At 48.9% G+C, this 22,935-nt stretch carries 22 protein-coding genes and 1 pseudogene; 6 read left to right on the top strand and 17 right to left on the bottom strand.

Translation table 11 applies throughout. The features are described from left to right. Positions 1-18 precede the first annotated feature (18 nt). Positions 19-513: a sigma D regulator gene (gene rsd / locus LZU85_RS18200; protein ID WP_176298321.1), complete on the bottom strand. Its 495-nt coding sequence runs from the start codon at positions 511-513 to the stop codon at positions 19-21. A 194-nt stretch (positions 514-707) separates the two neighbouring features. Between rsd and nudC the strand changes: the two genes are divergently transcribed. Both nudC and hemE read left to right on the top strand, forming a co-directional pair. After that, on the top strand, positions 708-1,496 hold the full coding sequence (nudC, locus tag LZU85_RS18195; protein WP_176298320.1) for an NAD(+) diphosphatase: 789 nt from the start codon (positions 708-710) through the stop codon (positions 1,494-1,496). A gap of 257 nt (positions 1,497-1,753) precedes the next feature. After that, a complete protein-coding gene (gene hemE, locus LZU85_RS18190) occupies positions 1,754-2,821 on the top strand; it encodes a uroporphyrinogen decarboxylase (protein WP_176298319.1) in 1,068 nt (355 codons plus the stop codon). A gap of 114 nt (positions 2,822-2,935) precedes the next feature. Here hemE and LZU85_RS18185 read toward each other — a convergent pair whose 3' ends face one another. Next, positions 2,936-3,529, bottom strand: coding sequence for a uracil-DNA glycosylase family protein (locus tag LZU85_RS18185; RefSeq protein ID WP_237288040.1), 594 nt, complete (start codon positions 3,527-3,529; stop codon positions 2,936-2,938). A gap of 3 nt (positions 3,530-3,532) precedes the next feature. Beyond that, positions 3,533-4,459, bottom strand: a complete 927-nt coding sequence (locus LZU85_RS18180; protein ID WP_176298317.1) for a D-2-hydroxyacid dehydrogenase — start codon at positions 4,457-4,459, stop codon at positions 3,533-3,535. 66 nt (positions 4,460-4,525) lie between these two features. Between LZU85_RS18180 and LZU85_RS18175 the strand changes: the two genes are divergently transcribed. Continuing rightward, on the top strand, positions 4,526-5,113 hold the full coding sequence (locus LZU85_RS18175) for a YjaG family protein (protein ID WP_237288038.1): 588 nt from the start codon (positions 4,526-4,528) through the stop codon (positions 5,111-5,113). A gap of 57 nt (positions 5,114-5,170) precedes the next feature. Here LZU85_RS18175 and LZU85_RS18170 read toward each other — a convergent pair whose 3' ends face one another. Next, positions 5,171-6,259 carry a CNNM domain-containing protein gene (locus LZU85_RS18170; RefSeq protein ID WP_237288036.1) on the bottom strand — a complete coding sequence of 363 codons (1,089 nt, stop codon included), beginning with the start codon at positions 6,257-6,259 and terminating at the stop codon, positions 5,171-5,173. A 265-nt stretch (positions 6,260-6,524) separates the two neighbouring features. Here LZU85_RS18170 and hupA point away from each other — a divergent pair, with 265 nt between their 5' ends. Further along, positions 6,525-6,797 carry a nucleoid-associated protein HU-alpha gene (gene hupA / locus LZU85_RS18165; protein ID WP_011079212.1) on the top strand — a complete coding sequence of 91 codons (273 nt, stop codon included), beginning with the start codon at positions 6,525-6,527 and terminating at the stop codon, positions 6,795-6,797. Between the two features lie 51 nt (positions 6,798-6,848). Beyond that, complete coding sequence (locus tag LZU85_RS18160) at positions 6,849-7,541, top strand: DUF1481 domain-containing protein (RefSeq protein ID WP_176298314.1); 693 nt, start codon at positions 6,849-6,851, stop codon at positions 7,539-7,541. Positions 7,542-7,610: 69 nt separating this feature from the next. Here LZU85_RS18160 and purD read toward each other — a convergent pair whose 3' ends face one another. The 3 genes and pseudogenes from purD to LZU85_RS21195 form a co-directional block, all read right to left on the bottom strand. Next, a complete protein-coding gene (purD, locus tag LZU85_RS18155; RefSeq protein WP_237288035.1) occupies positions 7,611-8,900 on the bottom strand; it encodes a phosphoribosylamine--glycine ligase in 1,290 nt (429 codons plus the stop codon). Positions 8,901-8,957: 57 nt separating this feature from the next. After that, positions 8,958-10,550, bottom strand: a complete 1,593-nt coding sequence (gene purH, locus LZU85_RS18150; protein ID WP_237288033.1) for a bifunctional phosphoribosylaminoimidazolecarboxamide formyltransferase/IMP cyclohydrolase — start codon at positions 10,548-10,550, stop codon at positions 8,958-8,960. Positions 10,551-10,693: 143 nt separating this feature from the next. Further along, positions 10,694-10,803 (bottom strand): annotated as a pseudogene (locus tag LZU85_RS21195) (phosphoribosylamine--glycine ligase); the annotation flags it as partial. 17 nt (positions 10,804-10,820) lie between these two features. Between LZU85_RS21195 and zntR the strand changes: the two are divergent. Beyond that, positions 10,821-11,219, top strand: coding sequence for a Zn(2+)-responsive transcriptional regulator (gene zntR / locus LZU85_RS18145; RefSeq protein WP_011079216.1), 399 nt, complete (start codon positions 10,821-10,823; stop codon positions 11,217-11,219). A 59-nt stretch (positions 11,220-11,278) separates the two neighbouring features. Here zntR and LZU85_RS18140 read toward each other — a convergent pair whose 3' ends face one another. From LZU85_RS18140 to LZU85_RS18095, 10 genes are all read right to left on the bottom strand, one after another. After that, complete coding sequence (locus LZU85_RS18140; RefSeq protein WP_237288031.1) at positions 11,279-12,919, bottom strand: methyl-accepting chemotaxis protein; 1,641 nt, start codon at positions 12,917-12,919, stop codon at positions 11,279-11,281. A gap of 254 nt (positions 12,920-13,173) precedes the next feature. Beyond that, positions 13,174-13,470, bottom strand: a complete 297-nt coding sequence (gene fis / locus LZU85_RS18135; protein WP_000462885.1) for a DNA-binding transcriptional regulator Fis — start codon at positions 13,468-13,470, stop codon at positions 13,174-13,176. Positions 13,471-13,493: 23 nt separating this feature from the next. After that, positions 13,494-14,462, bottom strand: coding sequence for a tRNA dihydrouridine synthase DusB (dusB, locus tag LZU85_RS18130; RefSeq protein WP_176298310.1), 969 nt, complete (start codon positions 14,460-14,462; stop codon positions 13,494-13,496). 139 nt (positions 14,463-14,601) lie between these two features. Continuing rightward, entirely contained in the window at positions 14,602-15,489 is an 888-nt protein-coding gene (gene prmA, locus LZU85_RS18125; RefSeq protein ID WP_011151370.1) for a 50S ribosomal protein L11 methyltransferase, read from the bottom strand. A 120-nt stretch (positions 15,490-15,609) separates the two neighbouring features. Beyond that, the gene (gene accC / locus LZU85_RS18120; protein ID WP_080609396.1) at positions 15,610-16,956 is read right to left on the bottom strand and encodes an acetyl-CoA carboxylase biotin carboxylase subunit; all 1,347 of its coding nucleotides are present in this window, start codon (positions 16,954-16,956) and stop codon (positions 15,610-15,612) included. Between the two features lie 12 nt (positions 16,957-16,968). Further along, the gene (gene accB, locus LZU85_RS18115; protein ID WP_011079221.1) at positions 16,969-17,433 is read right to left on the bottom strand and encodes an acetyl-CoA carboxylase biotin carboxyl carrier protein; all 465 of its coding nucleotides are present in this window, start codon (positions 17,431-17,433) and stop codon (positions 16,969-16,971) included. 60 nt (positions 17,434-17,493) lie between these two features. Then, on the bottom strand, positions 17,494-17,943 hold the full coding sequence (gene aroQ / locus LZU85_RS18110) for a type II 3-dehydroquinate dehydratase (protein ID WP_176298309.1): 450 nt from the start codon (positions 17,941-17,943) through the stop codon (positions 17,494-17,496). Between the two features lie 296 nt (positions 17,944-18,239). Continuing rightward, entirely contained in the window at positions 18,240-20,192 is a 1,953-nt protein-coding gene (acs, locus tag LZU85_RS18105) for an acetate--CoA ligase (RefSeq protein WP_237288029.1), read from the bottom strand. Between the two features lie 174 nt (positions 20,193-20,366). Next, complete coding sequence (locus LZU85_RS18100; RefSeq protein ID WP_011079224.1) at positions 20,367-21,002, bottom strand: 3'-5' exonuclease; 636 nt, start codon at positions 21,000-21,002, stop codon at positions 20,367-20,369. 67 nt (positions 21,003-21,069) lie between these two features. Next, positions 21,070-22,896, bottom strand: a complete 1,827-nt coding sequence (locus LZU85_RS18095) for a DUF294 nucleotidyltransferase-like domain-containing protein (RefSeq protein ID WP_237288028.1) — start codon at positions 22,894-22,896, stop codon at positions 21,070-21,072. Positions 22,897-22,935: the final 39 nt, after the last annotated feature.

The raw sequence follows: 22,935 nt of genomic DNA, 5'->3' as shown, positions 1-22,935 counted from the left end.
TAAATGGCTAAGTTGCCACTAAGCGCCAGGAGGAACTGATAAGCTGTCCGCAATCAACTGGATGAGGTGATCTTCTACTTCAAATCGAAGCTCGATAATTTCGCCTACACGTGATAAATCGCGTTCAAAACTTTCCAAAGGGTCCTCTTCATCAACATTGGCGTAGGCGTCTGTGAAACTTAATAAGGGTTCAGTGGTCAGCACAATCTTCGCGTACGTGTCGTTAATTTCGGTGGTTGCCTCAAAGCCGGTTGCTCGCCACTTGTCCATGACCATGTCATAAATCTTAAAGTGGCCTTCAGAAATATAGTCGACGAGATGTTGGCAGAAGTGTTGTAAATCGATGGGTGATGGGAGTTCTAAAACATTTGATTTGGTCGAACATGGCTGCAGCGCAGCAAGCTTACAAAACTCCACAATCAGCGATTGACGAGTTTCCAACCAGTGGTCAATGACATCACTTGAGCCACCCCACTGTTCCTGTGTTTGTTTGAATTTTTTTAGCATGACCATGCCCTCATGAGCTAATCACTGATCCGTGATCGTTTCCTTTGCATAGTAAAGCCAGTACCTTGGCAAAATGGCCAACTGGATACAAACTCTTGTCCTTACAAGAATTTATAGTCTGAAACGACTGAGTCTACAAATTCTGGTATGAAATTAGATTGCCAGTAAAATGAACGAACTGCAAGCGGTGAGGAATAGGAATGTTATCGAATAGTGACAGCAAGCATGACCCCAAAGCATATTGGTGTGTTGTTGCAGGGAGTGAACTTTGGCTGGTGGACGGAGAGCTGCCTTTTGGTCGTGGTAGCGAATGGAATCTCCCGGTGGAGAAAGCGCAATGCATTGGGCAGCATCAAGAGATGCCTGTCATGTGGCTCAATGAATCTGATGTGGAACAACACCTTGAAATGACATCACTCAGAGAGTGTCTCCAGTTTTCTGAAGCGCTTTTTCTGCTGATGAGCAAAGCGGTTCAATATGGCCATATGACGCAAACAATGCGTTTTTGTCCTCAGTGTGGTGGACGCAACCACCTCAATCACAACCAACTCGCGATGCAGTGTGGCGACTGTCGGACCTTGCATTATCCGCGCATTTTCCCATGCATTATTGTCGCGGTGCGTAAGCAGGATAAGATTTTACTGGCCCAGCATCCAAGGCACCGCAATGGTATGTATACCGTCATCGCCGGATTTTTGGAAGTGGGTGAAACCTTAGAGCAGTGCGTGGCGAGAGAGGTAAAAGAAGAAACGGGTATTGATGTGACCAACATTCGTTACTTTGGCAGCCAACCTTGGGCATTTCCTTCCAGTATGATGATGGCCTTTTTGGCCGATTACCACGCGGGGGAGTTGAAACCAGATTACAGCGAGCTGAGCGATGCAGATTGGTTTGGTATCGACAATTTGCCCCCCGTCGCACCAACAGGCACGATAGCTAGAGCATTAATAGAACAAACTTTGAGTGAGATCTTCTATGTAAATAATTGAAAAATAAATAAAAAAAACCCTCCGAGAGGGAGGGGGTAAGTAAGATGTCGTTATGAGATGCTGAACACAGAGTGTTCAGTTTGTAATTATAGTTTTCGCTAGCGAGAAAATTTTTAACACTGTTACATCTTGGTTGCAAATGAAGCATTGATTTAAAAGTTAATAACTTGATCCAGGGCGCAAAGCAGACCGCATTTTGCACGAAATCGGTGTTAGAATGTCGCTCTTATAAAAAGCCTAACAACTGGAATTTCGGAATGACTGAATTAAAAAATGATCGTTATCTGCGTGCTCTTCTTAAACAGCCAGTCGATTGCACACCGGTATGGATGATGCGTCAGGCAGGTCGTTACCTACCAGAATACAAAGCAACTCGCGCGCAAGCAGGCGATTTCATGTCTTTGTGTAAAAATGCAGAGCTTGCGTCTGAAGTGACTCTTCAACCACTTCGCCGCTTTCCGCTGGATGCCGCCATTCTGTTCTCTGATATCCTGACTATCCCAGATGCGATGGGATTGGGTCTGCGCTTCTCAACAGGTGAAGGCCCGATCTTCGATAACCCAATCACATGCAAAGCAGACGTCGAAAAAATCGGCGTGCCGGATCCAGAAGGTGAGCTGCAATATGTTATGAACGCTGTGCGTCAAATCCGCAAAGACTTGAACGGTGATGTACCGCTGATTGGCTTTTCTGGTAGCCCGTGGACACTCGCCACTTACATGGTTGAAGGCGGCAGCTCAAAAGCCTTCACTAAGATCAAGAAAATGATGTACGCAGAACCACACACTCTGCACCTACTTCTTGATAAGCTAGCAGACAGCGTTATCGAATACCTAAACGCACAAATTAAAGCAGGTGCGCAATCAGTGATGGTATTTGATACATGGGGGGGCGTATTGACGCCGCGTGACTACAACCTCTTCTCATTGCAATACATGCATAAGATTGTGGATGGCCTGATTCGTGAAAACGATGGCCGCCGCGTACCCGTGACGCTCTTCACGAAGAATGGTGGCATGTGGTTAGAGCAGATTGCGGCTACGGGTTGTGATGCCGTAGGTCTTGATTGGACCATCAACATTGCAGACGCAAAAGCGCGTGTCGGTGACAAAGTGGCCCTGCAAGGCAATATGGATCCATCGATGCTCTACGCTTCTCACGATCGCATTCGTGAAGAAGTGGCCTCTATCCTAGAAGGATTTGGCCATGGTGGTACTGGACACGTGTTCAACTTGGGTCACGGTATCCATCTTGACGTTCCACCAGAAAACGCAGGTGTCTTTGTTGAGGCGGTTCACGAGCTTTCTAAGCCATACCACCAATAAAAAGCACTCTCTGTTAGCCATTAAAAACCAGCTTCGGCTGGTTTTTGTTTTTCGCTTCTACCTCAGCGGTGTACAGCGAAAGGTGCTTTTGGGTTGCCATGATCTCAATGCTTTTTAGATCTCAACCTTGCTCGGGGAGAGTAGCTGATGCACTTGTTGGCGAAGGTAGGGCACGGTTTGTTCTTCAAACCAAGGATTCTTTCTCAACCACAGTGTGTTCCTTGGTGAGGGATGAGGAATTGGCAGGTAAGCGGGTAGCCAAGCTTGCCAATTTTGTACTGTTTCAGTCAGTGTTTTTGGTTTGTTCGACAGATAACGGTTTTGTGCATATTGACCAATCAACAGTGTCAGTTCGATATTGGGTAAGTGTTTCAGTAAGGCCTCATGCCACAGTGGTGCGCACTCTTTTCGTGGCGGAAGATCGCCAGATTGCCCTCGTCCGGGATAGCAAAATCCCATCGGCATGATGGCGATCTGTTTTGGGTCATAAAAAGTCTGCTTTTCAATGTCTAACCACGCTCTTAAGCGATTGCCACTGGCATCATTCCACGGAATGGAAGTTTGGTGGGCTTTGGTACCTGGCGCTTGTCCGATGATCAAAATCTTCGCCTCTGAGTGAGCTTGAACCACAGGGTTCGCACCGAGCGGCAAGGCGGAGGCACACACTTGGCAAGCTCGTATTTGAGTTAACAGCGGCTCAAGTGGCATGCCTCAATACCCTTTGGTGAAGCTGACTTGATGGTTGAGCGGGTACCCTTCAAGCCAACGATGGTAATTTTCAGCAAACAGCGCCATCACTTTCTCAGGAAAGCTCAGCGCGGCAATATGCGGCGTGATAGTGATTTGTTTGAGCCCCCAAAATGGATGATCCGTGACGAGGGGTTCTTGTTCAAATACATCTAAGAATGCATGTTCGACCCAGTGATTTTTAATCGCCAAAAGTAGTGCCGCATTGTCAATGACGTCCCCACGTCCAACATTAAATAATAGAGCATGACGACAGTGGCTTAGGCTCGCTTGGTTCAACAAATGGTGAGTATGTTCTGTGCTAGGCAGAGTGTTGACTACGATGTGCGCTCGCTTCAAGGCCGCTGCCAGCTCATTGATGTGATAGGTTTGCTGAAAATGGCTACCGTTTGGCGGAATGCCTGTGCGATTGACGCCAATGGTGTGTAACCCCATCGCTGAGCAGGCATGCGCAAGGTGATTCCCTATGCTCCCAGTACCTAAGATGGTGATCGTTTTGCCCTCTAGGGAAGAGTAGGGATGCGGTTGCCAGAGACGTTGCTGTTGCTGCTCCGCATAGCGGGCCAAGTGGCGATAGTGTTGAATGGCGTAGCCGATGACGTATTCCGCGATCAAGGGGCCAAAAATACCACGGACATTGGTCAGCTTGTAATCCCGTCGTAACTGAGGTTGCATCAGTGCATTCACGCCAGCATAGGTAGACTGTAACCATTCGAGCTGGTGGCATTCTGAGAGCTGTGGTGCGATTTTGGGTGGGGCGGCGAGAATAATATTCGCTTCTTCTCGGTATTGCGTAATGGTCAAATTGGGTAGGGCTTGGTCATTGAGCAACTGCTGATAAGCTGCATTATCCTCGGTATCAATGAAAATCTTGTGATTTGACTGATGCATTAACTTTTTTCCCTGTGGCGAATCAAGTACACTTCCGCTGTCTTTTTCCGCAATGATTGAGTGATTATGCTACAGAATCCCCTGCAGGTTCGTTTAGAGAAACTGGAACCTTGGCAACAAATAACCTTTATGGCCTGCTTATGTGAGCGTATGTACCCAAACTACGCGCTGTTTTGCGAAAATACAGCCTTTGCAGACCCACGCGGTTATCGCAACATTTTAGACAGTGTATGGGAAATTCTCACGGTGAAAAACGCTAAGGTGAATTTTGAGCGTCAACTTGAGAAGTTGGAAGAGCTTTTTCCTAGCGCAGAAGAGTTCGAGCTCTATGCGGTTTACCCGGCGATGGATGCGTGTCAATCTCTCTCCACCTTACTGCACGGTTTGCTTGATCGTGACTACTTGTTTGACTCTATGATTAAAATCAGTCAGCAGTCGGTGCAAACCGTGGTGGATTTAGAGCAAGCTCAAGGCAGTGAAGCGATCACCAATGATAACCAGAAAGCGAACGAAGCGGTGTGTTCTGAGTGGGATGTGCAGTGGGCAATTTTCCGTCCTTTGCGTGAAGCACAAGAGCGCGATATCGATTTGATTAAAGACTTGAGACAAGAGCTGAGAGATGACCCAATCAGCAACATTGGCATTACGCTCTAGCGATAGAAACACAAAAGGCTCCGATCGAGCCTTTTGTTGTTTTGACACCTGTCCAATCTACGACTTAGCCTTGTCGTTACTTCCTTGATCCTCATCGTCGTCACGGCTTTCAATCATGCCGTGCTTATTTTTCCAACGCTCCCAGCGTTGGTAAGCGAGTTCTTGCATGTCCTGGCTCTTGTCGGCTTCGTCGATGATCTCTTCGCCCAACAAGTATTCGAAGATATCTTCGAGCGTGACTAAGCCCTGTACGGTGCCGTATTCATCCACCACGATAGAAAGCTGCAAGCGTTTTGCCATCATCTGGTCAAAGGCTTTGGGCAAAGCAAGTGTGTTCATGATGACATGAATGGGTCGCATTACCGCCCCTAGCTGTTTTTCACCTTCCCCCGATTGCTGCAGTTTGAACAGCTCTAAGCGGTGGACAAAACCAATGATGTTGTCTTTCTGCTCGCTGTAAACCAGAGGGCGAGAGAATGGTGTCTCTTTGTGCTCAGCGAGAAACTCGTTAATCGTGGTGGTGGCATCCACTCGAAAAACTACAGGGCGAGGTGTCATCACCTGCGTTACCGGTACATCTTGAATGCCTAGTAGATTACTTAGGATCTTCGACTCACCTTCGGCAAACTCACCGCTTTCGCGTGCTAAGATCGCCATCGCTGATAGCTCATCACGCATTTTGGGCAGTTCTTGATTGCGTGCCAAACGCTTGGTGATTTGCTCTGAGAACCAAACAAAGGGGGTCAAAGCCCACACCATCCAACGCAATGTCGTGGCTGCCGAAGGCGCTAGTTGTCGCCAGTATGTGGCACCAATGGTTTTCGGGACAATCTCCGAGAGCACAAGAATACCGAGCGTTAGGACACCAGAAAATACCCCCAACCATTCGCTGCCGAAAACCACTGCCGCTTGCGCACCCGCTGTCGCAGCACCAATGGTGTGAGCGATGGTGTTTAATGTGAGGATAGAAGCCAGCGGACGATCGATGTCTGCTTTAAGCTTCGTCAGCGGTTCAGCAGCAGGATGACCTTGCTGTCTGAGCTGCGCAATATAGCTTGGGCTGATGCTCAGTAGTACCGCCTCCAGCACAGAACAGATGAAAGAAATACCAATAGCAATCGAAATATAGAAAGTAAGCAGTAGCATAGTTGCCCTTGAAGAAGTCACGAGTTCACGTCTACACTGAGACAAAGTGCATTATCTAATGGTCGTAGACTCCTTGTAAATAGGTGCTTCGGCCGTGAAATCCAAGCTCTTTGTATGGTTATTCGGTAACAATTTGTGAGTTATTACTCAGAAAACGGTTAAAAGTAAGGCACTAAAGCGAAAGATTGACGACAAACCTTTGCCAGACATAGGCTTTATGCTTTAGAGTGAAACGAATTCGATAACCTATGAGAAGGGAAACCTAATGAACAAGACCCAATTAATCGACTTTATCGCAGAGAAAGCAGACCTATCTAAAGCACAAGCAAAAGCTGCTCTTGAAGCAACTCTTAACGGTGTGACTGATGCACTAAAAGAGGGTGACCAGGTTCAACTAATTGGTTTTGGTACATTCAAAGTAAACCACCGTGCAGCGCGTACTGGCCGTAACCCAAAAACGGGTGACGAGATCCAAATCGCTGCAGCAAACGTTCCTGCATTCGTAGCAGGTAAAGCGCTGAAAGAATCAGTAAACTAATTGCTCTGCACCGGAGATTCTCTCCGGTGCCTTTTTTAATTGCCTGACATCATGAAAAAACGACTTCTCTCCCTGACTGCCCTCCTAATCCTTGCTGGTTGTTCTTCAGCACCAAGACCAAATCTTGAACAGTTCACTCATTTCTCTGGTGGCCAGACGATGGGCGATGCGACGAGTTTTTATTGGGTCACGGATAAGCTTACTGGGCCTCACAAGGCGGCCGATTACGTTTTTTCTGGTGATTACGGTTGGTATCAGAGTGATTACCGATGGGATGAAGGCGCGTTGCGAGAGTTGATTCGAGAAGGTGAACAGCTTGATGGTAAGCTTGGTTTGGTGCCTTATCGAATCCACGTTCGTTTTAATGTTGAAGGTGATGCGGTTTATCAACAGTATCGTTTAAATGGCAAAGTGCTACCCATCCAGCAGGAGCAGCTGCAGCGTTACCGCTATGAAGCGGAAGCGTTAGTCAAAGAGACCAAGCTGCAATCTCGAGAAGGTTTGGAGTTGGTGCAAGGTTACTGGGATGGCGAAACGTTTGAAACTTGTGGCGGAGAAGAGTATACCTCACTTGAGTTCAACAAAACGCTCCCGGGTTTTGTGGTTAACCGACTTGCGAGTGTGGATAGTTACGTGGCGTTTTTAGGCAAAAAATCGACTCGTCGTTTAGAAGTCGATACCTTGCTTTTGATGGATGATGACGATAAAGATTGCATTGAGAAGCCAGTACTTATCGAAGAGTAACGTGGTTTACTGACGAAAGAAAAAGGCGCATCATGCGCCTTTTTTTGTGTTAGCCAACTAACGCTGTTGTTATTTCTGCTGCTCGCGAGCGATAGCACGGTAGCCAATATCGTTGCGATAGAACATGCCTTCCCAACGGATCTGTTTTGCTAGTTCGTACGCGCGTTGCTGCGCTTCTGATACGCTATTGCCCAGAGCGGTGGCACACAGAACACGACCACCGTTTGTGACGATATCGCCCTCTTTATTTTCAGTACCAGCGTGGAAGACCTTCTCGCCTTCAATCTCAACTTGAGGTAGGCCAGAGATCACATCACCCTTGTTGTACGCTGCTGGGTAACCACCCGCTGCAAGCACGATACCAATCGATGCGCGAGGGTCCCACTTGGACTCGACTTGATCCAGTTTCTTGTCGATGGCCGCGAGGCACAATTCCACAAGATCCGATTCCATGCGCATCATGATAGGTTGCGTCTCTGGGTCACCAAAGCGGCAGTTGTACTCGATCACTTTTGGTGTGCCATCTTTGTCAATCATCAAGCCGGCATAGAGGAAGCCCGTGTATGGGTTACCTTCGGCGGCCATACCACGCACGGTCGGGAAGATCACTTCTTGCATAACACGGTTATGGATCTCTGGTGTCACCACTGGTGCGGGTGAGTAAGCCCCCATACCGCCGGTGTTTGGACCGGTGTCTTTATCGCCGACACGTTTGTGGTCTTGGCTGGTGGCCATCGGCAATACGTTCTCACCATCCACCATCACGATGAAGCTGGCTTCTTCGCCATCCAGGAACTCTTCGATCACCACGCGGCTGCCTGCCTCGCCAAAGGCGTTGCCTGCGAGCATGTCTTTGATTGCTTCTTCCGCTTCTTCCAGCGTCATCGCGACAATCACGCCTTTACCTGCTGCAAGGCCATCTGCTTTCACCACGATTGGCGCGCCTTGTTCACGCACGTACGCCAATGCTGGCTCGATTTCCGTAAAGTTTGCGTACGCCGCAGTAGGAATTTGATGGCGAGCAAGGAAGTCTTTGGTAAATGCTTTCGAGCCTTCAAGTTGCGCAGCCGCTTGGGTAGGGCCAAAAATTGGCAGGCCTGCTTCACTAAACGCATCAACGACACCCAGTACGAGCGGCACTTCAGGACCGACGATGGTCAGTTCAATGGCTTTCTCTTTAGCAAACGCCACTAAACCGGCAATGTCTTCAACGGCGATGTTGACGTTTTCTAGCTTAGGCTCAAGTGCGGTACCAGCGTTACCCGGCGCGACGAAGATTGTCTCTACATTTGGGTTTTGCGCGGCTTTCCAACCTAGTGCGTGTTCACGACCGCCGGAACCAATTATCAATACATTCATCTCATCATCCTCAAATCTTGCAAAAAGAGGTGCCTGATAAGGCACCTCTGATAAAAATTAGTGGCGGAAGTGGCGCATGCCCGTAAAAATCATCGCCATACCGTGTTCATCTGCGGCGGCAATCACTTCGTCATCACGCATCGAACCACCAGGCTGAATTACACATTTAATGCCAGCTTCTGCTGCTGCATCAATGCCGTCACGGAATGGGAAGAAGGCATCAGAGGCCATGACGCAACCTTCAACTTGTAGGCCTTCGTCTGCCGCTTTAATGCCAGCAATCTTCGCTGAGTAGACGCGGCTCATTTGGCCAGCGCCCACACCAATAGTCATATCGCCTTTAGAGTAAACAATCGCGTTCGATTTTACGTACTTGGCGACTTTCCAGCAGAATAACGCGTCTTTGAGTTCTTCTTCAGTTGGCTGGCGCTTAGAGACGACTTTAAGGTCATCTAGGCTGACCATGCCTTGGTCGCGATCTTGAACCAGTAGGCCGCCGTTCACGCGTTTCACATCAAAGCCTGTTGTCTTTGTTGTCCACTCGCCACACTCAAGCAGACGAACGTTTTTCTTCGCTGCCACCACTTCAATCGCTTCAGCTGATACAGAAGGGGCAATGATGACTTCAACAAATTGGCGCTCAACGATCGCTGTGGCCGTTTCCGCGTCTAGCTCTTGGTTGAAGGCGATGATGCCACCGAATGCGGATGTCGGATCGGTTTGGTAAGCGCGGTTGTACGCCTCTAGGATGTCTTTACCTAGCGCTACGCCACATGGGTTAGCGTGCTTAACAATGACACAAGCTGGCTCATTAAACTCTTTCACACACTCAAGCGCTGCGTCAGTGTCTGCGATGTTGTTGTAAGAAAGGGCTTTGCCTTGGATTTGGCGTGTGGTAGCAACCGATGCTTCTTGTGGGTTGGCTTCAACATAGAAAGCGGCTGCTTGGTGGCTGTTCTCACCGTAGCGCATGTCTTGTTTTTTGATGAACTGCTGGTTGAAAGTGCGCGGGAATTTGCTCTCTTCATCGCCTTCTTTGTTCTCTCCGTATGAAGGAACCATAGTGCCGAAGTAGTTCGCGATCATGCCGTCGTAAGCAGCGGTGTGTTCAAAGGCTGCGATAGCGAGATCGAAACGCGTTTCTAGAGTAAGCGACGTGTCGTTGGCGTCCATTTCTGTGATGACGCGATGGTAGTCTGAAGCGTTGACAACGATAGTCACGTCTTTATGGTTTTTCGCCGCAGAGCGAACCATGGTTGGGCCGCCGATGTCGATGTTTTCAACCGCGTCAGCCAGTGTGCAGCCTTCTTTGGCGACAGTTTCTGCGAATGGGTAGAGGTTAACCACCACCATGTCGATCGGGTTAATGCCGTGTTTTGCCATGACCTCATTGTCTTGGCCACGACGACCGAGCACACCACCGTGAACTTTCGGGTGAAGCGTTTTCACGCGACCGTCCATCATTTCTGGGAAACCAGTGTAGTCAGAGACTTCAGTGACTGCGATGCCTTGCTCTGCAAGTAAACGAGCAGTACCGCCAGTCGATAAGATATCGACACCGCGCTCAGCAAGAGCTTGCGCAAACTCAACAATACCGGTTTTGTCTGATACGCTGATAAGCGCACGGCGAATAGGACGAGCGTTGTTCATGCTTCCAATTTCCTCAAATTCACGGAGTTAAACTAAAGATATTTGCCAAAAATGAACTTGTTTTTACCTCTTGGGGTAAAATATTGGCCAGTTTTGGAAAAGACCTTTGTCTCTCTTTTCTGGTAAGAAGACAGTCTCCCTCATTTGATGGCGCGTATTCTAACCAATTTATTACATAAAATCTCGCGCAATCGTTTGGCATCTCAAAAATAATTGCAAAAAACTCGAACTTTAAGAGAAAAAGTAACGAGATAGTTAATAAGGAAAGTTATGTTTCAGATAGGTGAATTGGCGAAACGTTGTGGTGTGAGCGCGGATACGCTGCGCTTTTATGAAAAAAATGCCCTGATCAAGCCAGCTGGTCGCAGTGAATCCGGCTACCGTCTTTACAATTATGAAAACCAGAAGCAGGTGGGGTTCATTCTAAAAGCCAAAGAACTCGGTTTGAGTTTGGAAGAGATCAAAGAGCTGCTGGAGATCAAGCTCGAAGCAACAGAACACAGTTGCGCCGAGGTGAAAGCGATCACTTCTGCTAAGTTGGCACTCATCGATGAGAAAATTGCCGAATTAAACAAAATTCGTCGGGCACTGAAAAAAATTAACGATGCGTGCTGTGGCCATGTGGAAGATAATGCCAGCCACTGTTCTATTCTTGCTGCTTTAGAATAACAGACGGCTTAGGCCATTAATGACCTAAGCCGATCGTAAGTTTGTTCATTCTATTGGCGTTACACCTTGAACGCAGCAAAGTTGACTTGCAATTGATTACCGCTAGCCATCAACTGCTCGCTCGCCGCAGCGACTTGATTGGCTTGTGCTGCCGTCTGTTCACTGTGATCGACAATTTGCAGCAGATTGTGGTTAATGAGCTCAGTGGCCGATGTTTGCTCTCCGCTGGCACGAGCAATGTGCTGATTGAGCTGCAGAATCACAGCAATTTGCGCATCGATGTCACTTAGGGCTTGCTGTGCCAAGCTGGCTTGTTGTTGGGTTTCGGTGGATTGACGCTGTGTTTGCTCCATCGATAAACAGACATCGTTGGCGCGTTGTTGCAACTGCGCGATGATGTGTTGAATTTCATCGGTACTGCTGCTGGTGCGCGTAGCCAATGTGCGTACTTCGTCAGCGACCACCGCAAAGCCACGGCCTTGCTCACCCGCTCGTGCGGCTTCTATTGCAGCGTTGAGCGCAAGTAAATTGGTCTGCTCGGCCACACCCCGGATAACTTCCAACACTGAGCCTACTTTTTGGGTTTCTTTGGCTAGCTCTTGCACATTGAGCTCTGTTTGGGTCACGGTGTGTGACAAGGCATGCATGTAGCCAGAGGCTTTTTCAATGATGGCACTGCCTTCCTTGCCTTTCTCTGAAGCAGTCTGCGCTGCACTGGCTGCCTCTTGAGCCGAATCGGCCACTTGCATGTTGCTGTCGTGCAGTTGCTTCATGGCACTGGCAACGGAATCGACCGAGTGCTGCTGGGCGGTGGCTTTTTCGAGTGCATTTCTTGCCACTTGGGTCAGCTCAGAGGCTGAGCCGGTGACATCACGTGTGACAGGGGCAATGCCTTGTACGATGAGGCGGATCTTGCTGGTGAATTGGTTAAACGCACGAGCGATTTGCGCTAACTCATCTTGGCCGTCGGCAGGCAGTTGCTTGGTCAGGTCGCCATCACCTTGTGCAATATCCTCTAAAGCGCGCTGCGTCGCTCGACATGGCTGGGTAATGCTGTTGCCTATCCATCCAGCCAGTAACAGCATGACAGCGCCAGTCAGGCTCAATTGGAGAAGAGAAGCACGAATACGCTGCCACACCAGCGCTTCAACATCATCGATATAGACACCGCTGCCGGTAATCCACCCCCATGGCTGGAACATTTGCACATAAGAGACTTTTTCCACATCAACGTCCGAACCCGGTTTTGGCCACATGTAATGGACAAAGCCAGCCCCGGATGTTTTTGCCACCGAAACCATTTCAACAAACAGCGCCTTGCCTGTCGGATCTTTCACTGCGCTTAAACTCTTGCCGTTCAGTTGCGGTTTCATCGGGTGCATGATCATATTGGGCTGATCATCGTTAATCCAAAAGTAATCTTCTTTTTCATAGCGCAGCTGGCTAATGGCCGCCTTGGCTTGCGTTTGCGCCCCTTCGCGAGACAAGCGCCCGGCTTGTTCTTGCTGATAATAGTGCTGCTGCAAACTCACGGCCGCTTCGACCAAATGGCGTGTTTTGACCTGCTTGGCTTCCATCAAATCACTTTGATAGGCGTAGAGCAGAGCGATAAATGGAAGCAGCAATAGTGATGTAATCACGAACGTGAGTACATAAAGTCGCTGTTTGATGTTAATGACGCGCAAGCTAGAACCGACCATACCAATCACTCCTTGAAGGGTTGGGAAACATTTGTTGATTGTTATTGTTTTTTCAATGTAACAAATTGATAACAGCTTCGTATATGCGACGAAAGGCGAGATTTGAAAGTGATTACGGTTTTAAAGCAAAGGTTGGGTAGCGTTACAGGATAAATGTGCTACTGCGTAGAAAAGAGGGCATAAGAACCGATAAAAGAAAACCGCCCGCGGGAAACTCCAGCGGGCGGTTTGAAAGCGATCAAACTAATCAGGGATTAGTTCATGCCGTATTTTTTCAGTTTCTTACGAAGAGTACCGCGGTTGATGCCCATCATGGTTGCTGCGCGAGTTTGGTTACCGCGAGTGTACTGCATGATGGTATCTAGTAGTGGCTGTTCAACTTCAGCTAGAACTAATTCATAAAGTTCAGTCACTTCTTGACCGTTTAGTTGAGCCAAGTAGTTTTTAAGAGACGCTTTAACAGAATCACGTAGTGGCTTTTGCGTGATTTGATCTTGTGATGTTACGGTAGTTACTGTTAAAGCTTCTGAAGTCAGATTTTGTTCGAACATATTCGGTCTAGCTCTTCTCTTAATTATGATGCAACGTTATCAAAATAACCTTCGAGCGCTTCAAGTTGCAGCATCGCTGCGTCGATAGCGTTGAAGGTACGGCGAAACTCACTTGCTTGCTCATGTTCTTTTAGATACCAACCCACGTGCTTACGCGCGATGCGAGGGCCTAAATACTCACCATAAAACTCATGGAGAGCCTGAACATGACCGAGCATAATGCTTTTCACTTCCTCAATCGGAAGTTCAGGCATTGTGGTGCCGTTTTCCAAATAGTGATGGATTTCCTGGAAAATCCAAGGACGACCCTGGGCAGGGCGTCCAATCATTAAAGCGTCTGCGCCGGTGTACTCCAGTACATACTTGGCTTTTTCCGGGCTATCGATATCACCGTTTGCGATAACCGGAATGGAAACTGCCTGTTTAACGGCTTTAATGCTGTCGTATTCGGCCTCACCTTTGTACATACAGGCTTTGGTTCTGCCATGCAGAGCAAGAGCTTGTATGCCGCAGTCTTCGGCTAATTTAGCGATGTGAATACAGTTTTTATTTTCTGTATCCCAGCCTGTGCGGGTTTTCAACGTTACAGGAACGTTCACTGCGTCAACCACCGCTTTCAAAATCTGTTCGATAATGTCCGGGTATTTGAGCAGCGCGGAACCCGCCAGCTTTTTATTCACTTTTTTTGCTGGGCAACCCATGTTGATATCGATGATTTGCGCACCATTTTCAACACTGAATTGCGCGGCATCTGCCATCAGCTGTGGATCGCTGCCCGCGATTTGTACAGAGCGAATGCCCGATTCGCCTTCATGCACCATGCGTTGCTTCGACTTCGACGTTTTCCATAGCTGCGGATTAGAGGACATCATTTCACTGACGGCCATTCCCGCACCATAACGAAGGCACAACTCTCGAAACGGTCTATCCGTTACTCCGGCCATCGGCGCTACGATTAGTTTGTTCTTAAGTTGATAATTTCCGATCTTCAAAACGTCGTCACAGCTTCATACCAGCAAGGGCGCGCATTTTACGCATTTTTTTTCTGCGTGAAAAGACTAATATTTGAGCATTGACAAATTGTTTTTGCAATTTGTATGAATTTCAAACAATTACCCCTGAAAGTCTTGTCTAGCCTTGCTTGCGACCAGAGATGCGACACCATTCACTTTGCTCAACGATTGGATCAATGTGAAGCTCATCACGGTAATAGTTGGCCACATCTTCTGCTTGGGTATCCAACACGCCCGACATCGCTAATTGGCCATTTGGTTTGACAAGACCCTTGATGATCGAAGAAAGCTCACGCAGTGGTGCCGCCAAAATATTCGCGACAACGACGTCAGCAAGCAGACCTTCCGGTTGATCTTGAGGCAGATAAACATCCAGTTGATCGGCAACGCCATTACGTTGGGCGTTGTCTTTCGAAGCGAGAAGTGCTTGAGGATCAATGTCGATCCCGATGACTTTTTCTGCACCCAGTTTGATCGCTGCGATCGCCAAGATGCCAGAGCCACAACCAAAATCGATAACGGTTTTACCCGAAAGATCAAGACCCTCTAGCCATTCAAGACACAGTGCTGTGGTTGGGTGAGTACCCGTACCAAACGCAAGGCCAGGATCCAGCATCACGTTCACTGCGGTGGGATCGGGAATGTCACGCCAGCTTGGGCAGATCCACAAACGCTGACCAAATTTCATTGGGTGGAAGTTGTCCATCCACTCACGTTCCCAATCTTTGTCTTCTAGCTGCTCAATTTTGTAAGCAAAGCCTTCAGCCAGCATGTTGCTTGCTTTGATTTGCGACATGATGAGCTGAGTGTCCGCCTCTGCGTCGTACAGTGCCAGGACATCCGTATCACCCCAAAGACGCGTTTCACCAGGCAGTGGCTCGAAGACAGGGGTATCGTGCGCATCTAAGAAAGTCACCGATAGCGCGCCAGTCTCTTCCATAAGCATATCGCCGATAAGCTCAGCGTTTTCGTTGGTCGCATTGAGTTTGATTTGAATCCAAGGCATGAGTGCATACTCTTAATGTTTAAATTTGGCGCAGAGTTTAGCAGACTTTCCCTGCAAACGAAAAAATCCGCTCAATGAAAAATGCCCACCGAAGTGGGCATGGTAACCAGTGCGCTGCGCTTAGTGCTGAAGGCCGAGTTTTTTCTCTAGGTAGTGGATGTTGGCACCACCGTGCTGGAAGTTTTCATCGTTCATGATGCTCACTTGCAGCGGAATGTTGGTCTTGATGCCTTCAATGAACATCTCACCTAGGGCGTTCTTCATACGTGCAATCGCAACGTCACGGTTTTCACCGTAAGTGATCAGTTTACCGATCATTGAGTCGTAGTGCGGTGGCACTGTGTAGCCGCTGTAGATGTGCGATTCCCAACGAACGCCCATACCACCTGGTGCGTGGAAGCGTTCAATCTTACCTGGAGATGGCAGGAAGCGCTCTGGGTCTTCCGCGTTGATACGACATTCAATCGCATGGCCACGGATCTTAATGTCATTCTGCGTGAATGACAGAGGCTGACCCGCCGCAACGCGCAGCTGTTCTTTGATTAGGTCAACACCAGTCACCATTTCAGTCACTGGGTGCTCAACCTGAATACGGGTGTTCATTTCAATGAAGTAGAACTCACCGTTTTCGTAGAGGAACTCGAATGTACCAGCACCGCGGTAGCCGATTTCCACACAAGCACGAGTACAACGTTCACCGATGTACTTGCGCATCTCTTCAGTAATACCTGGAGCTGGTGCTTCTTCAACAACCTTTTGGTGACGACGCTGCATTGAACAGTCACGCTCACCTAGGTGAATAGCGTTACCTTGGCCATCTGCAATCACTTGAACTTCAACGTGACGTGGGTTTTCTAGGAATTTCTCCATGTAAACCATGTCGTTGTTGAATGCTGCTTTTGCTTCTGCACGCGTCATGGCAATCGCTTGAACGAGGTCTGCTTCTTTACGAACCACACGCATACCACGACCACCACCGCCACCAGAGGCTTTGATGATCACTGGGTAACCAATACGTTTCGCGTGTGCTCGGTTTTTCACTTCGTCGTTATCAAGTGGACCATCAGAACCAGGTACACATGGAACGCCCGCTTTTTTCATTGCAGTGATAGCCGATACTTTGTCACCCATCATGCGGATGGTGTCCGCTTTTGGACCCACAAAAATGAAACCGCTACGTTCTACTTGTTCAGCAAAGTCTGCGTTTTCAGACAAGAAACCGTAACCTGGGTGGATCGCCACCGCGCCAGTCACTTCTGCTGCTGAAATAATGCGAGGAATGTTCAGATAGCTGTCGATACCACGAGCAGGACCGATACACACAGTTTCATCTGCCAGCAGTACGTGTTTTAGATCGCGATCGGCGGTGGAGTGCACGGCAACGGTTTTGATGCCGAGTTCTTTACACGCGCGAAGGATACGAAGTGCGATTTCACCTCGGTTCGCGATGACTACTTTATCTAGCATAGCGAACTCCGCTTATTCGATAACTACAAGTGGTTGGTCAAACTCAACAGGCTGGCCGTCTTCAACAAGAATTGCTGTTACCACGCCAGATTTGTCTGCTTCGATTTGGTTCATCATCTTCATCGCTTCAACGATGCACAGTGTTTGACCTGCAGTCACAGATTGGCCCACTTCGATGAATGCTTTCGCATCTGGACTTGGAGAGCGGTAGAAAGTACCGACCATTGGAGAAAGAACTTGGTGGCCTGCTGGTACTGCCGCTGCAGCTGGAGCTGCTTCTGCGGTTGCGACAGGTGCTGCTGCAACTGGCGCAGGTTGCGCTACAGGTGCCGCAGCGTAGTGCATTGGAGCAGGCGCTGCCATCATTTGACCGTGACGACTGATGCGTACCGACTCTTCGCCTTCAGAGATTTCTAGCTCAGCAATGCCAGATTCTTCAACTAGTTCGATAAGCTTTTTGATTTTACGAATATCCATCTTTTCTTTCTCTTTTATCTTGTGAGTAAGACAACCCTAAAGGGTTGCAGAGTGTTGGGTTTACTTTGCCTGCAGACGAGCAATGGCTGCCGACAGAGCGAATTCATAGCCTTGCGCCCCTAAGCCACAAATCACGCCGACCGCTTTGTCCGACAAATAAGAGTGATGTCGGAACGGCTCACGAGCGTGTACGTTGGAGAGGTGCACTTCAATAAAAGGGATGGCAACACCCAGTAGCGCATCACGTAGCGCAACACTGGTGTGAGTAAAAGCCGCTGGATTGATGATGATGAAGTCGACGTTGCCGTGTGCGGCATGGATGGCTTCAATCAATTCATACTCACGATTCGATTGCAGGTGTTCGAGCTCGATGCCTGCAGTTTGCGCCTGTTGTGTCAGCGTCTCGACGATTTGCGGCAAAGTGTGGTGACCGTAATGACCCGGCTCACGCAAACCCAGCAGGTTAATATTTGGGCCGTTAAGGACCAGAATTCGTGATTTTGCAGACATGTTGACGCTATCTTCCTTTAACGTGAGTGGAACCAGCATATTCCCAAAAATACGAGAAATCGGCACGAGATTTTTGTAAAAAACGCGCAAATTTTTCAAAATCGACCAAGATTATAGCCAATTCATTACAATTAGCAGCAATTTACTGGTCTAATCTCCCTGTTTGCCGTGGATTTTCTGTAACCAGCTTAACAAAAAACAAGATTAACCTTTCTTATAGTATGGGTAATGATAACGGCAAACAAAAAAGCCACTCTTATGTAGAGTGGCTTTGAGGGTGTTTTGTTTAAAACGGATTAAACCAGTTCGGCTTTTTCTGCGATCAGCTTATCAACTACGCTTGGGTCGGCCAGTGTTGAGGTGTCACCCAAGTTGCTGGTGTCTCCCGTGGCGATCTTGCGCAAAATGCGGCGCATGATTTTACCTGAACGAGTTTTCGGTAGCGCATCTGTCCAATGCAGTACGTCTGGCGTTGCGATGGGGCCAATCTCTTTACGTACCCAATCTTTCACTTCTTTATGCAGCTCGGCGGTTGGATACTCGCCCGCATTGAGGGTGACGTAGGCGTAAATTGCTTGGCCTTTGATGTCGTGTGGAATGCCAACAATCGCCGCTTCAGCAATTTTCGGGTGTGCCACTAGGGCGGATTCAATTTCCGCTGTACCCATACGATGGCCAGAAACGTTTAATACGTCATCCACACGGCCTGTGATCCAGTAGTAACCATCTTCATCGCGGCGCGCCCCATCTCCGGTAAAGTACATGCCTTTAAAGGTTGAGAAGTAGGTTTGTTCGAAACGCTCATGGTCACCATAAACCGTGCGCATTTGACCTGGCCAAGAATCGAGGATAACGAGGTTACCTTCTGCGGCTTGGTCTTCGATCACATTACCCATGTTGTCCACCAGTGCAGGCTGAACACCAAAGAATGGGCGCGTTGCAGAACCCGGTTTCAGCGCGGTGGCGCCTGGCAGTGGTGTGATCAAAATGCCGCCAGTTTCGGTTTGCCACCAAGTATCGACAATCGGTGATTTCTCGTTGCCGATGGTTTTGTAGTACCACTCCCACGCTTCTGGGTTAATAGGTTCACCCACAGAACCCATGATGCGTAGGCTGCTACGATCCGTACCTTCGATCGCTTCGTTGCCTTTTGCCATCAGCGCACGAATGGCCGTTGGTGCGGTGTAAAGAATGTTGACTTGGTGCTTATCGACCACTTCACTCATGCGGCTGGTGTTTGGATAGTTTGGCACGCCTTCAAAGAGAATGGTTTTCGCGCCGTTTGCCAGTGGACCGTAAACCAGATACGTGTGGCCAGTGATCCAACCCACGTCGGCCGTACACCAGAAGGTGTCGCCTGGCTGGTAGTCAAACACGTACTTAAAGGTCATGGTCGCGTAAACCAGATAGCCGCCCGTGGTGTGCAGTACGCCTTTTGGTTTACCGGTTGAGCCTGACGTGTAGAGGATGAACAGCGGATCTTCAGCTTTCATCTCTTCTGGTGGGCAAACGTCAGAGACTTTTGCTGTTGCTTCGTGCCACCAAACATCACGATGTTCGTGCCAATCAATGTTGCCGCCAGTGCGCTTGAACACCACCACTTTGCTGATGGTTTTCACTTCAGGGTTAGTCAGTGCTTCGTCCACGTTCTTTTTCAGTGGTACCGCGCGGCCACCACGAACGCCTTCGTCGGCCGTGATGACGACTTTGGCATCGGAGTCGATGATGCGGCCAGCCAATGCTTCTGGCGAGAAACCACCAAAGACGATGGTGTGCACCGCACCAATACGGGTACAAGCCAACATCGCAACCGCCGCTTCAGGGACCATTGGCATGTAGAGACACACCACGTCGCCTTTGCGTACGCCTTGCTCTTTCAGTGCATTGGAGAAGCGACACACTTCTTGATGAAGTTGGTTGTAAGTCAGTGTTTTGTCGTCCGCTGGGTTGTCGCCTTCCCAAATGATGGCGACATCATCGCCGCGCTCTGCTAGATGGCGGTCAATACAGTTTGCTGAGACGTTGAGCGTGCCATCTTCAAACCAGCGAATATCAACGTGGCCAGTATCAAAAGACGTTTGTTTGACTTTCGTGAAGGGCTTAATCCAGTCAACAATTTTGCCGTGTTCACTCCAGAAACCTTCTGGGTCAGTGACTGACTGCTGGTACATGGCTAGGTAGGTATCATTATCCGCATGGGTATGGGCTTTGATGTTCTCTTTTACCGGATAAATGTTGGCTTCACTCATTGTCTTTCTCCTTGTGCCTTTGTCTTCGCGATGCGGTTTTATGATGTTTTAAACACGCCTCAATCACGAAAGGGGGAATCCGTATGCCTCTAACTGTCAATCAGTTGGAGGCTTTCGACAATTAGACTTTAGGATATAGCGAGTGCTGAAGGGGTGTTTTTTCTCCGACTACGATCACGAAGAAGCATAGGGCAATGACAGGCTCGGCAAATCGCCACGAGTGAGTCGTACAAACACCAAAGCGGCGGCAATCGCATCTTGCAGCGCATCGTGTTTGTCTTGGATGGGCAAGTCGAGATGGCGACAAATGGCGTCCAAACTCAAATCGAAATAGGCGTTGGGCAGGTGCTTTTCCAGCTTGTCATGGTAGATCTGGCTGACTTCCACCAGCGGATTGGCCAAGGGAAAACCGAGGTGACGTAAGCAGGCTAAATCGAGGATCTTCTTATCGTAGCGGATGTGGTAGCCCACTAAGGGGCGATTACCGATGAAATCAATCAGTTTGAGCAGTGCTTCTTTCTCGCTCAACCCATCGACCAAGTCTTGGTGGCGGATCTTGTGTATTTTCACTGAACCAGAATCGAGAGACTGTGGCGCACGCAAACGCACCTCGAATGGTTTACTGGTGATGATGCGATTGTCGATGATCTTGGTCGCGGCAATGGTGACTAACTCTGCGCGGTTGGGGTCAAGGCTGGTGGTTTCACAGTCGAGAGAGACATACTCTTTGTTGTTTGGCGCACAAAACAGCGACTGATAGGGCGACCCTTTCAATCGGTAGTACCAGTAGTTGCGCCGAAACCAGTTCATAGAGATTCCTATTTCATTAAGACCTTAGCCGTATAGCCTTTGGTCGTGATTCGATGTTTTGCGTTGGTTAATCTTTGATTTGGTAGTGATAACCCAGCCACTGTTTGAACTTTTTCACCACGTGCAAACTGTGACGCAGTAAATCTCGCTCGGTGCGATCCAGCAGTGTTAAGTTGAGTTTGTTATTACTGTGCTGCTCCGTCAGTTGCTGTGCTAGGCGCAATTTAAAAAACAGCTTGAGTGCTTCGCTTAGGTTTGCGGCCGTGCTTTTTTCCAACACGTTGCGTGCCACTAACCCCTCAATGCGGTCGAAGGTGTTGTTGTCGTGTAAGGCGTATTCCAAGCTCAGGGCTCGAATGCCGTGCACGATAGGGAAGATGCCGCCTTGTTTGATGTCGAGGCCGCTTTTGTCGGCCTTGACGTTGCCAAAAAGGGTGAGGGGAACTGAAAAGTTCAATGCAGGCCGAGTGAACTCGGCCAAAATCAGTTCTTGATCCGCCATCAACTCGGAGAGGTGCTGTTTCACGGGCTCAAGCAATGCCTTATTGCCCGCAACGGCATGCGCATCGGCAAAAATCGCTAAATCCATCACCGTTTCTGGTTTGGCGCTGCGTACCCACGCGGTGAGCGTTTTGCGCCAATCACTCTGACTTTTGACCCACTTAGGGTTATTGACCATCACATTGCCAGGGCAAAGCGGATAGCCAAGTTGCTGCAAAGTGTGTGTCAGTTGTTGCATCACCACGCCGCTTTGTTGCCATTCCAAACCATCTTTGATGATCAGTGCGTTGTCTTGGTCGGTTTTGAGGATTTGTTCCCCACGCCCTTCTGAGCCTAAAACGATCAAACAACAGTGATCGTGAAGGGCGGGTGGAACAACCAACTCAAAGGCTTTCTCGATGATCTGTTCATTGACGGCAGAAATCAGTTCCATGATGAAGCGAGTGCGGATGCCGTTTTTCAGCAAACTTTCCACTAACTGACGTTGGCGATTGGACGCTAAGGCCAACTCTTCAACACTGGAGGCGCGCGCGATGCTTAAAGTGAGCACGTGGGAATGGGTGGAGAAGGCGCTGAGAATTTGCGTCATGTCCAACATGCCCACAGCTTGATGACCATCGCACACCATGAGGCGCTTCATACGATTGCGCGTCATGGTGATCATCGCATTAAAGAGAAAATCACCATCATCGACGTGGAAGACGGGGAAGGTGGCAATGTCGCCCACTGGAGTGTCGAGTGGCTTGTCATCGAGCATCACCGAGTGGAGCATATTAGTGCGGGTGACAATCGCATAAGGGTGTGCATTGGGATGGTTGAGTCGCCGCTCATCGTCGTCATGAAGGCGTACCAAGGCGGCATCGATGCCGTTCTCTTTAAGTATGCGCGTGACCTGATTGATCGGCATCTCAGGCGACAAAATCTTCGGTGGATGATAGATGGCTTTATCAACTTTGGTGAGAATGAACTCAGCAAGATTTTGCTGCTGCTGCGCCGCCTCTATCAGCTCTTGGCGCTTGGCGAGGTTGTTATCAAAATAAGCGGCGAATTGGCCGTTTTCATTGTATAGCTCGAGAAAAATGGCCTTGGGCAGTAAATAGCTTAAGGTATCTTCGAGCGCGACATACTGATGACGTACGGTTGGCTCGAACAAGGCGCGCACATCAAACATGTCGTCATTGGCATAGTGAGCAAACACTTCTTGCTGGTTGGCGGAGCGCTCTTCAACCGCGCCTTTGATTAAGATATGCAGATGCGGTGACGGTTGCCCCGCGGCGAGCACCACATCTTTGGTGCGAAAATAGGCCACATCCAGCGAAGAACGTAAAAGGTGTTGTTGCCCCTCGCTCAAGCGATCAAACGGGGGAGATTGCATATTAAATTTATCAGGCATGGCAGCATCCAAAACCAGCAAGGCATATGCTCTAAGTCT

Source organism: Vibrio floridensis (assembly GCF_021852965.1).
Classification (GTDB): domain Bacteria; phylum Pseudomonadota; class Gammaproteobacteria; order Enterobacterales; family Vibrionaceae; genus Vibrio; species Vibrio floridensis.
Note: the sequence above shows the minus strand (reverse complement) of the source record. Positions and strands in the feature narration are given on the sequence as shown.

Bases quoted from the DNA above. Each gene is read 5' to 3' on its own strand.
- LZU85_RS18095 (WP_237288028.1), bottom strand. From the start codon at position 22,896: ATGCCTGATAAATTTAATATGCAATCTCCCCCGTTTGATCGCTTGAGC.
- prmA (WP_011151370.1), bottom strand. From the start codon at position 15,489: ATGCCTTGGATTCAAATCAAACTCAATGCGACCAACGAAAACGCTGAG.
- rsd (WP_176298321.1), bottom strand. From the start codon at position 513: ATGGTCATGCTAAAAAAATTCAAACAAACACAGGAACAGTGGGGTGGC.
- LZU85_RS18160 (WP_176298314.1), top strand. From the start codon at position 6,849: ATGAAAAAACGACTTCTCTCCCTGACTGCCCTCCTAATCCTTGCTGGT.
- LZU85_RS18175 (WP_237288038.1), top strand. From the start codon at position 4,526: ATGCTACAGAATCCCCTGCAGGTTCGTTTAGAGAAACTGGAACCTTGG.
- aroQ (WP_176298309.1), bottom strand. From the start codon at position 17,943: ATGTCTGCAAAATCACGAATTCTGGTCCTTAACGGCCCAAATATTAAC.
- accB (WP_011079221.1), bottom strand. From the start codon at position 17,433: ATGGATATTCGTAAAATCAAAAAGCTTATCGAACTAGTTGAAGAATCT.
- LZU85_RS18140 (WP_237288031.1), bottom strand. From the start codon at position 12,919: ATGGTCGGTTCTAGCTTGCGCGTCATTAACATCAAACAGCGACTTTAT.
- fis (WP_000462885.1), bottom strand. From the start codon at position 13,470: ATGTTCGAACAAAATCTGACTTCAGAAGCTTTAACAGTAACTACCGTA.
- zntR (WP_011079216.1), top strand. From the start codon at position 10,821: ATGTTTCAGATAGGTGAATTGGCGAAACGTTGTGGTGTGAGCGCGGAT.
- LZU85_RS18180 (WP_176298317.1), bottom strand. From the start codon at position 4,459: ATGCATCAGTCAAATCACAAGATTTTCATTGATACCGAGGATAATGCA.
- nudC (WP_176298320.1), top strand. From the start codon at position 708: ATGTTATCGAATAGTGACAGCAAGCATGACCCCAAAGCATATTGGTGT.
- purD (WP_237288035.1), bottom strand. From the start codon at position 8,900: ATGAATGTATTGATAATTGGTTCCGGCGGTCGTGAACACGCACTAGGT.
- LZU85_RS18100 (WP_011079224.1), bottom strand. From the start codon at position 21,002: ATGAACTGGTTTCGGCGCAACTACTGGTACTACCGATTGAAAGGGTCG.
- acs (WP_237288029.1), bottom strand. From the start codon at position 20,192: ATGAGTGAAGCCAACATTTATCCGGTAAAAGAGAACATCAAAGCCCAT.
- hupA (WP_011079212.1), top strand. From the start codon at position 6,525: ATGAACAAGACCCAATTAATCGACTTTATCGCAGAGAAAGCAGACCTA.
- LZU85_RS18170 (WP_237288036.1), bottom strand. From the start codon at position 6,259: ATGCTACTGCTTACTTTCTATATTTCGATTGCTATTGGTATTTCTTTC.
- hemE (WP_176298319.1), top strand. From the start codon at position 1,754: ATGACTGAATTAAAAAATGATCGTTATCTGCGTGCTCTTCTTAAACAG.
- LZU85_RS18185 (WP_237288040.1), bottom strand. From the start codon at position 3,529: ATGCCACTTGAGCCGCTGTTAACTCAAATACGAGCTTGCCAAGTGTGT.
- purH (WP_237288033.1), bottom strand. From the start codon at position 10,550: ATGAACAACGCTCGTCCTATTCGCCGTGCGCTTATCAGCGTATCAGAC.
- accC (WP_080609396.1), bottom strand. From the start codon at position 16,956: ATGCTAGATAAAGTAGTCATCGCGAACCGAGGTGAAATCGCACTTCGT.